Source organism: Sphingosinicella soli, from assembly GCF_014199685.1.
Classification (GTDB): domain Bacteria; phylum Pseudomonadota; class Alphaproteobacteria; order Sphingomonadales; family Sphingomonadaceae; genus Sphingosinicella; species Sphingosinicella soli.
Genome location: NZ_JACHNZ010000043.1, coordinates 20,776 through 32,469, shown reverse-complemented (window position 1 = coordinate 32,469; position 11,694 = coordinate 20,776). Strand labels below are relative to the sequence as shown.

Genomic DNA, 11,694 nt, shown 5'->3' with positions numbered 1-11,694 from the left:
CTGGACATTCCGCGCGACCGGTCGGGCACGTTCGATCCCAAGTTGATCGCCAAATACCAGCGCCGTGTTCCCGCAGACGGTGGTCCAGACCTGTTGGAGTGGACGGCCCCCAATACGGCATCGATGTGCCAGAATGAGGTCGTTGCAGATTCTCAAGCGAAGGAGACCGTCCGTGGAACAGATTACCCGCATCGGAATGGACACGTCAAAGCACGTCTTTCAATTGCATGGCGTCGACGCGACTGAGGAGCCCGTGCTGCGCAAAAAGCTGCGGCGCAAGGAGATGATCGCCTTTTTCGAGAAACTACCACCAACTGTTGTAGCGATCGAAGCATGCGGTGGATCCCATCATTGGGCCAGGTTGCTGCAATCGTTCGGACATGAGGTGAAACTCATTCCGCCACAGTATGTTAAACCGTACGTAAAGCGCGGCAAGAATGACGCTGCCGATGCTGAAGCGCTTTGCGAGGCGATGAGCCGACCGACGATGCGATTTGTCCCAATAAAGAGCGTCGACAGTCAGGCCGCATTGATGTTGGTAGGCGTGCGCGATCAGTTGATTCGCAATCGCACGCAACTCGCCAATGCCATAAGGGGTTATGCAGCTGAGTTCGGGCTGAGCGCGGCCCAAGGAATATCTAAAGTGGAGCCGCTCCTCGAGCGTATCGCAGCCGATGAGACGTTACCGGAACTCGCTCGAGAACTGTTCGCCCTCCATGCGCGAGAATACGGACACTTACAGGTTGAGATCGACCGTGTTGAAGAGAGGTTGATGGCTTGGCACCGGGCCGACGAATGCAGCCGGCGACTGGCGAAAATTCCTGGCGTCGGTCCGATCGGCGCATCGCTGCTCGTCATGAAGATGCCAGCACCCAAAGGCTTCCAGTCGGGTCGGCACTTTGCTGCATGGCTCGGCTTAACACCGAAGGATCATTCAACCGCCGGTAAGGTCCGGCTCGGCGTAATTACCCGTGCCGGCGATGAAGTTTTACGAAGCGTGCTCGTGGCCGGAGCGACAGCTCTCCTCCGGCACGTTCGAGACGGACGCGGCAAGAACGCTTCGCCCTGGCTCGTGAACCTACTCAAGCGCAAGCCGCCAAAGCTGGTGGCTGTGGCGCTGGCCAACAAAATCGCCCGTGTCGCATGGAAGCTGATGGTGACGGGCGAAGAATACAGAGCCCGTGGCATGCAACCGGCTCATGTCCGAACGGCATAAAGATCTGCCAGTCGCGGCGAGCAATTATAGAAGGCTGCCGTGCTGAGCTGATGCCCGAACTTGCAAGAAACGAGCAGATGGTGACCGATCGATCCGAAACGCGAGGTAATCCGTACGATGCACAGGCCGGCAAAGGTCGCAGACTTGTTTGGAACTCGCGTAGCGGAAACCATCTTGGCCCGCGGTCATGTGCGACCGCATACGCAGAGGCCGGACATATGATCGCAAGCGATCGGTTCAAAGTTATGCCCGTCAATCTTGTAGGGAGGGGGCCGTCCACATATGCATCGTGCATCTGATCCGCAACTCGATGAGCTTCGCCTCCTGGAAAGACCGCAAGGCGATCGCCCAGGCGCTCAGGAGCGTCTATCGCGCCGAAAATGCCGAGGCAGGCCTGGCCGCGCTGGAGGCCTTCGAGGAAGGGCCCTGGGGTCAGAAATACCCGGCTATCGCGCAAAGCTGGCGCCGGCACTGGCAGCAGGTGATCCCCTTCTTCGCGTTCAGCGCGCCGATCCGGCGGATCATCTACACCACGGATGAGATCGACAAGACCCCGCGTGTGAAATCATGCTATGGAGTTCGAGCGCGGGCACTTCCCCGGTGACGAGGCAGCCATGAAGCTGCTATACCTCGTCCTCAATCACGCGGCCGAGGAATGGAAACGGCCGCCGCGCGAGTGGTTCGAGGCCAAAACCCAGTTCGCCATCCTCTTCGGCGACAGGTTCATGGTCTGATGAACGAAACCGACCTCGCGCACAAAATTACTGACACTCCCGCGCTGGGCGGCGCACGTGGAGAGCACCGCAGCGACAGCCTGTCGGCCGCGTTCCGCAACCTTGATACGCAGGCCCGGGCGGACCTGACCACGCGATACGACGCGCTGTGCCAGCATTATGGCATGACGCCGACCCGCAACAACCGCGGCATCGCCCACGAGAATGGGCCCACGAGAATGGCGGGATCGAGAGCACCCATGGTCACCTGAAGGCGGCGGTCCGCGACGCGCTGCTGCTGCGCGGGTCGCGCGACTTCGATGATCTCGCCGCCTACCGCCGCTTCATCGACGAGATCGTGGCGGCCAAGAACCGGCGCAATGCGGCCCGCATCGACGCCGAGCGCGCGACACTGCAACCGCTGCCCGACCGGCGCACCAGCGATTACGAGGAAGTCATCGTCACCGTCACTTCGACCAGCAGCTTCACGCTGAGGAAAGTGTTCTACACCGTGCCTTCGCGGCTGATCGGGCACCGGTTGCGGGTCCGGCTCTACGACGACCGGCTCGACCTGTTCATCGGCGGCACCCATCTCATGACGCTGCCGCGCGGACGCTCGAGAGGCAACGGCGCGCACGGCCATGTCGTCGATTACCATCATGTGATCCACAGCCTGCGCCGCAAGCCGATGGCGCTGATGAAGCTGGTCTATCGCGATCAGCTCTTCCCGCGCGAGGCCTACGCCCGGACCTTCGAGAGGCTGATCGAGGCATTGCCCGAACGCGCCGCCTGCCGGATGATGGTCGAACTGCTGGCAATGGCACATGAGCGTGCTTGCGAGGCCGAGCTCGCCGATCTGCTTGGCGCCGATCTTGCCGCCGGCCGTCTGCCCGACATCGCCGCGCTCAGAGAGCGCTTCGCCCCCAATCCGGCGGCGCTGCCCGATGTGGTCGTCCAGCTCGCGCCCCTGAGCACTTATGATGTCCTGCTGATGGGAGAAGCCGCATGACCAAGGCAACCCAGGCAATCGACGCCCAGCGCCTCACCCTCATCCTCAACGACCTGCGCCTGCCGGCGATCAAGCTGGTATGGCCAGACTTCGCCGAGCGCGCCGACAAGGAAGGCTGGCCCGCCGCCAGGCTACTCGCCGCCCTTGCCGAGCATGAGATCGCCGAACGCGACCGGCGCCGGATCGAACGGCACCTTGGCGAAGCGCGGCTGCCACCGGGCAAGACGCTCGAAAGCTTCGCCTTCGACGCCGTGCCGATGATCTCGCGTGCGCAGGTGACCGCCATGTGCGCAGGCGACGGTTGGCTCGAGAAGGGCGCCAATCTGATCCTGTTCGGCCCGCCCGGCGGCGGCAAGTCGCATCTGGCGGCTGCCATCGGCCTGGCCCTCATCGAAAATGGCTGGCGCGTGCTGTTCGCCCGCACCTCCGACCTCGTTCAGAAACTCCAGGTCGCGCGCCGCGAGCTCGCGCTCGAAGCCGCCATCGCCAAGCTCGACAAATATCACCTGCTGGTCCTCGACGATCTTGCCTATGTTACCAAGGATCAGGCCGAAACTTCGGTGCTGTTCGAGCTGATCAGCGCCCGCTACGAGCGCCGCTCGATGCTGATCACCTCCAACCGCTCGGTGGGCGAATGGGGGAGCGTCTTCGGGGAGCCAACCATCCAGTGATACCCCTGATATCGACGGGCTGATCCGCCATGTAACGGTGACGTGCCCTCAGCATCCGCTCTTCGGCGAGCGGTTCGAAGTTCTGAAGCTGGTGTCTGATCGCGGGCCGGCGTGGGTGACTATCCGGGTGCCGCATGGCGGGCGGCGAAACATCCTTCGCTCCGTCACCGATCTGGCTACCGCTCCGCCTGACTCGAAATCCGCGCCGTTGGTCTCAGGCTCCATCCTCATGCGAGTCGTTGCGCTGGCAGAGGCGTTGCGCCGTTCATCACAGGACGAGGAATGCCAGAGTGAACATCAGTTCTCCCCGGAGACGGCCAAAGATCCAGATATGGTCGAGCCTGCCGCCAGCAATCCAGCGTCAGCTGGCGGCGACGATAGCGCAGGCTTTGTGCTCGCGCCCAACTGCCCGCTACGCGGTGACACCGATGTTGAGAGATTATGCCGTAGATGAACGGATAAGCACCACGCAACAGGCCAAGCTGGCCTATGTCTATGTCCGTCAGTCGAGCGTCGGCCAGATCCGCCATCACCAGGAAAGCACGGCGCTTCAGTATCGGCTTGTCGACCGCGCGCTTGGCCTTGGCTGGCCGCGCGAACGGGTCGAGATCATCGACGACGATCTGGGGAAATCCGGTGCGGAGGCTCAGCACCGATACGGCTTCCAACGCCTAATCGCTGAAGTTGGCTTGGGTCACGCCGGTCTCGTTCTGAGCTACGACGCGTCGCGCCTCGCACGCAACAACAGTGACTGGCATCAACTGCTTCAGCTCTGCTCGATGTTCAGCGTTCTCATCGCCGACAGCGAACGAATATATGATCCCGGACTTTACCATGATCGGCTTTTGTTGGGTCTATCGGGGATCATGAGCGAGGCTGAGCTGCATCAGATCCGCATGCGCCTGCACACGGGGGAACGGCAGAAGGCGGCGCGCGGCGAACTGCGTATCCCGCTTCCGGCAGGGCTAATCTACGCGCCCGCCGGAGGGATCATGCTCAATCCCGACGCCCAGGTTCAGGAGCGCATCAGACTTGTGTTCGACAGCTTCATGCGCCTGGGAAGCGCAAAGGCGGTAGTGCGCTATCTGCGCCAGGCCGATCTTGCCCTGCCGGTCAGGCCGTTGAAGGGACCGGCGCCACACGAAATAGCCTGGCGCGATGCAACCGATGCGCGTGTGCGCAGTATCCTGAAAAACCCTGTCTATGCGGGAGCCTATGTCTACGGACGCCGGTGTGCTGCGCCCGAAAAGCGAAGCGAGGGGGCCAAGAACCCGACGCGCGCTGTTCCGCGCGAACAGTGGGAAGTCTGCATCCAGAATGCTCATCCAGCGTATATCAGTTGGGAGACGCATATGGCGATCAGCGACAAGCTCACGGACAATGTCGGCAACTTCAAAGCCGGGCATCGTGGCATGCCTCGGAAGGGAAAGGCGCTGCTGCAGGGTATAGCGATGTGTGGCAGTTGCGGACGGCGCATGGCACTCAACTACTCTGGCCCTGACAGCAACCATCCGGTATATCGGTGCCGTTCCGAACGAGCGACCTGCGTCGGCCAATATTGCCAAGAGGTGCGTGCGCCGCGGGTTGAGGCTGAGGTCGAACGGCAGTTCCTTGCAGCGCTCACCCCTGACCAACTCGCCATCGCGTTGGCCGCGCTCGACGCCATCGACGCGGACGTCCATGGACTCGAACGGCAATGGACACTCAAGCGCGAACGCGCCGAATATGAATGCGAGCGTGCCCGGCGCCAATATGACGCGGTCGAGCCGGAAAACCGCCTCGTTGCCCGTTCGCTCGAAAGCATCTGGGAAAGCAAGCTGCGTGAGGTCGAAAAGGTCGAGCAGGACTATCGGCGGTGGAAGACGGAGCAAACCGTTGCGTTGAATGCCGACGATCGCGCCCGTATCGCAGCGTTCGGCATCGACCTGCCTGATCTTTGGGAAAGAATCGAGAACAGCGAACGCAAGGCGATGCTCCGCCTCGTGATCGACAAGGTCATTCTAGATCAGCGGCGGGCGAAAGGCATGGTGTGGATCCGCATCATCTGGCAGACGGGCGCAGCGACCGAACACTGGGTCATGCGGCGCACTCAATCCTATGCTGAAGCTGCTCATGCCGACGTGCTAGAACAGCGGATCCAAGAGCTCAACGCCGCTGGCATGATGGACGCCGAGGTCGCTACCGCGCTCAACACAGAGGGTCTGCGGAACAGCCTGGACGGGCTGTTCGACCACAACACGGTGCACCTGTTGCGCCAGCGCTGGAATATCCCCACCGTAAAGATCAACGGCGTCGAGCATAATCCGCCCCGTTGGCCGGATGGCAGCTACTCGATCCAAGGTGCCGCGACCGCGCTCGGCGTCACTGAGCAGACGGTGTTCAAATGGCTGAAACGCGGTAAGCTTCAGGGTCGGCAACTAAAGAAGGGACAGCCGTGGCAGGTGGACCTGACCGTCCAGCAAATAAAGGCGCTCACAGCGCCAAATTGCAGTATGATCCCTTCAAGGAAAGCAGCATCATGAAACGTTCGGCGATCCCGCCATGACGCTCGCCGCGGTCGACCGCCTCGTCCACCACGCCACGATCTTCGAAATGAATGTCGAGAGCTACCGACGGCGCTCGGCCCTCCAGCGACAATCACGCGCCGGAAGACCTCCAACCTACGCGACAATCAAGACCGTCGGGGAAATGTCGCCGCGCGACAATCAAGCCGCCGAATAGGCCTTGTCAGCGACAATCAGAACCGGCACAAACGTCTCGCCGCGACAATCTGTTCTCATCCTGATTGACGCGCGCCTCTCATCCAGATCGTCGCGCTATACGCCGAGGGAGAGCTTCTTCCACACCCTCAAGGTCGAACTCGTCCACCAGCGGCGATGGACTACTCGCGAAGAGGCCCGCAGGGATCTCTTCGCTTATATCGAAGGCTATTATAATCGACGGCGCATCCACTCCGCCATTGGTTATAGAACCCCCGAACAGGCCGAACGACAAATGGCCTGAACCCGTGTCCACCGAAACGGGGAAACATCACCTCTGACATGTGCACTTCCGTCTGACACTGGCCAACCGGCTCGCGCCTCTGTCGGCAACCCTGACCCCTCGACAATGGCCGTTACAATGCTTTGTAAGGTTTTTTTGGACTGAGGATATCCCGTTGATTTTTAACGCCAGCAGTGATATTGACCGTTATAGAAGTCGTAAAGTCATTTTATGGACGATATAACGGTCATTTTTTGTGAAAGAGCATACTCGCACTTATTCTCGCATAACGCGCGAAGCGTTGACCATGATGGGTGGGCTCATTCGTCTTGCACGCAAACAGCGCAAGATGTCAGAGGCTGACCTGTCAGCCCGGGTCGGCATCGCTCGCAGCACGCTGCAATTAATCGAAAAGGGTCATCCCAAGGTAGAAATCGGACTGGTGTTCGAGGCGGCAACACTGGTGGGTCTGCCGCTCTTCGTCGATGAACCTTCACGGCTTGCTCCCGAGATTTCGCGGGTCAACGACAAACTGGCACTTCTTCCCCGGTCGGTACGGGCCCCGAGGAAGACGGTGAAAGATGACTTCTGACCGGTTTCGCCCTGCTGCGGCGAATGGCACTGCTTACGTGCCCATCCCGACAGCCACCGAAGCCTTTGTGTGGATATGGTTGCCGGATACGCTTGAACCCGTGGTTGCGGGTCGGATCGCGTTGGAGGACGGTCTCTATGTCTTCAACTATGGTCGTTCCTATCTGGAACGCATCGACGCGATACCGATCTATTTACCCGAGTTGCCCCTCCAGCGCGGCAGGATCGTTCCCGAAGCCCCGCTTGATATGGCCGGGTGCCTGCGAGACGGCGCGCCCGATGCGTGGGGCCGCCGGGTCATCATCAATCGGCTGACGGGCCTGGGCGGCGAAGCGGCGCGCAATGTCGAGTTCGATGAACTGACATTCATGCTGAATTCGGGATCCGACCGTATCGGCGCTCTCGATTTTCAGACTTCAGCGGAACGGTATCAGCCTCGCGAGCACGACCGCGCGACTCTTGAAGAACTGTTGGAAGCGGCCGAACGGGTGGAGCGGGGCGAGCCGGTTCCGCCAACACTCGACAAGGCGCTATTCCATGGCAGTTCCATCGGAGGCGCACGTCCCAAGGCTTTGATACAGGACGGCAAGGACAAGCTTATTGCCAAGTTCTCGGCAACCAACGACACAATGGCTATCGTAAAGGCGGAGTTCGTTGCGATGCGCCTGGCGGCCGAGGTGGGACTGGACGTCGCGTCCGTTCGATTGACGAAGGCCAACGGCAAGGACGTTCTTCTGGTGCGCCGCTTTGACCGTGAAGGGAGCGGGAAGGGGTGGACGCGCCGCGCGATGGTCTCTGCCCTGACGATGTTCGGGCTTGGCGAAATGCAGGCCCGCTATGCAAGCTATGGCGATCTCGCCGAGATGGTGCGCGCGCGCTTTACCAATCCGCAGGTCACACTGCGCGAGCTGTTCGGCCGGCTGGTCTTTAATGTGCTGACGGGCAACACTGACGATCATGCCCGCAACCATGCAGCTTTTTGGGATGGTGCACATCTTACGCTTACGAAGGCATACGATATCTGCCCGCAACCGCGTAGCGGTCGGGAGGCCAATCAGGCGATGCTGGTGCATGGGGAGGACAAGCGCAGCCTCCTCGAAAGCTGCCGCCTGTCTGCATCGAACTTTCTGCTGAGCGATCGCGAGGCCCGTCGTCTGATCAAGGACCAGGTCGGGATGATCACGCAGCTATGGGACACTATTTGCGATGAAGCCGAATTGAGTGAGGTCGATCGGGGATATCTGTGGCGCCGCCAGTTCCTCAACGATTATGCCTTCGAAGGGTATATCGACGGAACGCCGGGACTTTGAGCCGAAAGGTGCCGGGAATGTTTGTTGTTGCTGAGAAGTGGTCCGGTTGTTGGAGTGGGCCCCTTGGGTCGGACAGAGATTATGCGGCTGATTTGACCATGGCGCGGGCGTGATGCTCCTCGAACTGCGCGGGGCTGAGGTAGTCTAGTGCGGAATGCAGGCGACGTTGGTTGTACACGTGATCAATGAAGCGCGGAAGTGAGGCGGTTACGTCCTCGAAAGTTTCGAATGCCATCGGGTAGACGGCCTCGACCTTGAGCGTCTTCATGAAGCTTTCCGCCTTTGCGTTGTCGTACGGATTGCCGCGCCGGCTCATCGATCCAGCAACCTCGTGTGCTGTCAGGATCTCGCGGTAGGCTCGAGCCGCGTATTGCGATCCGCGGTCCGAATGGTGAATGAGACCGGGCGGTGGCCTGCGGCTCTCAAGGGCGACCTTGAGCGCCGCCATGGCGAGGCGGGCGTCGATCGAGCGGCCGATCGCGTAGCCGACCACCTTGCGTGACCAGGCATCCAGGATGATGGCGACGTAAGCAAAGCCGCCGGTGATCGCGACATAGGTGAGATCGGCAACCCAGAGTTGATCAGGGCCGGTCAGCACGAGTGCCTTGGCCAGATCCGGGAAAATCGGCAGGTCATGAGCGCTGTCAGTGGTGGCGATATAGCGCCGCCGACGGCGCGGCTGCAGATCATGCTCGCGCATCAGGCGACGGATGCGCTTGTGGTTGGCAACGATGCCCTGGTGTCGGAGGGCCGCGCGCACGCGGCGCCAGCCATAAGCCTCGAACTCATCGCAGATCGCCTTGATCGCATCGAGTAGTTCAGCCTCGGAAAGGCTTGGCGGCGGCTCGCGGTAGCAGGTCGAGCGGGCGATCTTCATCAGCTGGCAGCCCCGCTCGATGGATATACCGCTGGGCCGGCGATCGCGGATGTAGGCGCGCTTCTCGCACGCTGTGTGCTGCGAACAAGGTCAAACAATCTCATTCCGCGTGTCCGACCCAAGGGGCCCACTCCAATTGTCGTAGATCCCCCGGCGCGGAACGCCGCCCAGCATGCGGAACGCGTGATTATGGGCGTCAAACAGCCTCTTATGGGTCTGCAGCCGATACCCCCGTGTAGCCTGAAGCGTTTGAGGATCGGAAATCGCATATCTAAAATGTAGGGCTGCCGTTCACGCGAAGGTTGCCATTATTGACAAGCAAAGTCGAGAGAAGGCGGTCGGAGTCGTCGCTGTGTCGATGCATGGAGGTGTATGGAAAAAATAAACTGCAGAAAAATTGTGAACTTGCTTGCGTCAGTTTTTAACTTGGAGTTGTTTTGCCAAGAGTGTTTATTTTTAATATTGCAATTCAAAGTCGTTGATTTATCCTGAACCGGCGCTGACTGCTACTGCAGCGCCGAGGCGTGAGAACCTCGCTTGAGTTCAAAAGCCGGAATTCTGCCGGGTGGTTGGCGCGTATGTACAGGTCCTCCGGGACTAAAGGCGCTGACGCATGCCTCAAGCATGTTCTCATCACCCGGCTTTCCGCCGTGCCTCGCAAGGGAGGCATCGGGTCGTGGCAAGGCAGCGTCAGGACGGGGAGGGCAGGCGGGAAACCGGCTGCGCGCAATGCAGCTGAACCTCTGGAGTTCGGCAGATCCTGCCGATGATGAATTTCATGCGCGTGTCGCAGAGTCGAAAGCGCCCGACGTCGCGGCGCTTTATCGCGAAGAGGCCCCGCGTCTCGGCCGTTTGTTTGGCCGCCGGACCAGGCAGGCCGACATGGTTCAGGATCTCGTCCAGAGCGTATTTGCGCGTTTTCTGGGCCGCTCGACAGACGCGCAGCCCACCCTTGACGAACCTCGCGCCTACCTGACGCGGATCGCCTGCAATCTGCTGCAGGATACCGCGCGCCAACGGGCGCGGAAGGGCGAGCCGTCCACCGTCAACATTGAGGAAATCCCGGCGACAGAAAATCCACACGCGCGGCTCGAAGCGCGGGATATGCTTCGCCGTATCGATGCTGCTATTCTGGCGCTCCCTGAACGAACGCGCGAGATTTTCATGGCCCATCGTTTCGAGGAGTTGACCTACCCCGAGATCGCGGCGCGCATGGGCGTTTGCGTCAAAACCGTCGAGAAGCATATTTCGCTCGCGCTGCGCGCGCTTCACCGCGAACTGGGCAAGGCGGAGTGACGCCCCGGTCCGTGGACGGCGACGCGCGCGTTGCCGAGGCAAGCGACTGGTATGCGCGCATGCGCGGCGCCGAAGCCGCGGATGACCGCGCAGGGTTCGAGGCCTGGTACGCGGATCCCGAAAACGCGAGGGCCTACCGCGAGATCGAGCAGGTCTGGAACACGGCCGGCCGCAGCAGCCTTCGGAATAAGCCGCCAGGCAGGCAAACATCCGCGCGCTGGAAACCACTGGCAGCCGCTGCGGCGATCGCGCTCCTCCTGCTTGGCGTCAGCCTGTTGTCGGCCGGATCGCCCGTCCTGCCCGAACAGGCCCCCGCGAACATTCTTGCGCTTGCGAGCGCCAACGATGAACGGCGGGCATGGGGGCTCGCTGACGGCTCGTCAGTGCTTCTGGACGGCGGCGGCGCGCTTGCCGTGGAATATTCAGGCGCCGAGCGCCGGATCCGGCTGGATCGTGGCCGGGCACGGTTTGTTGTTGCGCATGATGCCAGGCGGCCCTTCGTCGTGCTCGCCGCCGGCACCCGCGTCGTCGCGCGGGGCACCGTGTTCGACGTCGAGGCGGGTAATACCGGCGCTGAAGTGACGCTCCTGGAAGGCGTGGTCGATGTCAGCGCGGCGAACGCATCGAAGCCTGCGACGCTGAACCCGGGCGAGCGTATTGTAGCGAAGGACGGGAGCGCAGGAATCAGACCTGCTCTTGCAGACACCGCGCGCTGGACCGAGGGCCTTGTGGTGACGCAGCGCCTGCCGCTTGCCCAGCTTGTTGCAGAGGCCAACCGGTCGCCGGGTGCTCGCATCGAACTGGCCGATCCGGCGCTGGGCGCGCTCAGGGTGTCAGGTACCATGCGCCTTGGCGACCCGCGCCTCGCCGACAAGCTCGCCGCGACGCTCGACCTTGCGGTCGTTCGCGAACCGGGCGGGATTGTCCGGCTGCAAGCGCGATCTTTCTGAAAATCGCGTAGGGGGTTTGTCGCCCCCGGCGTCAACCGCCCTGAACGCTTCATCCCGAGGCGTCCACAGGGAGGAAGAA

The 11,694-nt window shown here is 61.4% G+C and carries 7 protein-coding genes and 6 pseudogenes; 12 read left to right on the top strand and 1 reads right to left on the bottom strand.

What is annotated here, in order from left to right; all coding sequences use genetic code 11:
* From GGQ98_RS15270 to GGQ98_RS15220, 10 genes and pseudogenes are all read left to right on the top strand, one after another.
* Positions 1-72: pseudogene (locus GGQ98_RS15270) on the top strand (transposase); the annotation flags it as partial.
* Between the two features lie 100 nt (positions 73-172).
* On the top strand, positions 173-1,216 hold the full coding sequence (locus tag GGQ98_RS15265) for an IS110 family RNA-guided transposase (protein ID WP_184071039.1): 1,044 nt from the start codon (positions 173-175) through the stop codon (positions 1,214-1,216).
* A 274-nt stretch (positions 1,217-1,490) separates the two neighbouring features.
* Positions 1,491-1,950: pseudogene (locus GGQ98_RS15260) on the top strand (transposase); the annotation flags it as partial.
* Between the two features lie 41 nt (positions 1,951-1,991).
* Positions 1,992-2,938 (top strand): annotated as a pseudogene (locus GGQ98_RS15255) (Mu transposase domain-containing protein); the annotation flags it as partial.
* Positions 2,935-3,603: pseudogene (istB, locus tag GGQ98_RS15250) on the top strand (IS21-like element helper ATPase IstB); the annotation flags it as partial. The pseudogenes GGQ98_RS15255 and istB, both read left to right, overlap by 4 nt.
* 296 nt (positions 3,604-3,899) lie before the next feature.
* A complete protein-coding gene (locus GGQ98_RS15240; RefSeq protein WP_341534233.1) occupies positions 3,900-6,131 on the top strand; it encodes a recombinase family protein in 2,232 nt (743 codons plus the stop codon).
* Between the two features lie 4 nt (positions 6,132-6,135).
* Positions 6,136-6,330 (top strand): annotated as a pseudogene (locus GGQ98_RS15235) (ATP-binding protein); the annotation flags it as partial.
* 102 nt (positions 6,331-6,432) lie between these two features.
* A pseudogene (locus GGQ98_RS15230) lies at positions 6,433-6,612 on the top strand (IS3 family transposase); the annotation flags it as partial.
* A 286-nt stretch (positions 6,613-6,898) separates the two neighbouring features.
* On the top strand, positions 6,899-7,183 hold the full coding sequence (locus GGQ98_RS15225) for a helix-turn-helix transcriptional regulator (RefSeq protein ID WP_184071031.1): 285 nt from the start codon (positions 6,899-6,901) through the stop codon (positions 7,181-7,183).
* Positions 7,173-8,492: a type II toxin-antitoxin system HipA family toxin gene (locus GGQ98_RS15220; RefSeq protein ID WP_184071029.1), complete on the top strand. Its 1,320-nt coding sequence runs from the start codon at positions 7,173-7,175 to the stop codon at positions 8,490-8,492. Before GGQ98_RS15225 ends, GGQ98_RS15220 begins: the two co-directional genes overlap by 11 nt.
* Before the next feature lie 79 nt (positions 8,493-8,571).
* Here the strand turns inward: GGQ98_RS15220 and GGQ98_RS15215 are convergent, their stop codons facing one another.
* Complete coding sequence (locus tag GGQ98_RS15215; RefSeq protein WP_184071046.1) at positions 8,572-9,420, bottom strand: IS3 family transposase; 849 nt, start codon at positions 9,418-9,420, stop codon at positions 8,572-8,574.
* A gap of 573 nt (positions 9,421-9,993) precedes the next feature.
* On the opposite strand from GGQ98_RS15215, the gene GGQ98_RS15210 reads away from it, so the two are divergent.
* Both GGQ98_RS15210 and GGQ98_RS15205 read left to right on the top strand, forming a co-directional pair.
* On the top strand, positions 9,994-10,665 hold the full coding sequence (locus tag GGQ98_RS15210) for an RNA polymerase sigma factor (protein WP_341534232.1): 672 nt from the start codon (positions 9,994-9,996) through the stop codon (positions 10,663-10,665).
* Positions 10,662-11,615, top strand: a complete 954-nt coding sequence (locus GGQ98_RS15205) for a FecR domain-containing protein (protein ID WP_184071024.1) — start codon at positions 10,662-10,664, stop codon at positions 11,613-11,615. Before GGQ98_RS15210 ends, GGQ98_RS15205 begins: the two co-directional genes overlap by 4 nt.
* Positions 11,616-11,694 lie beyond the last annotated feature (79 nt).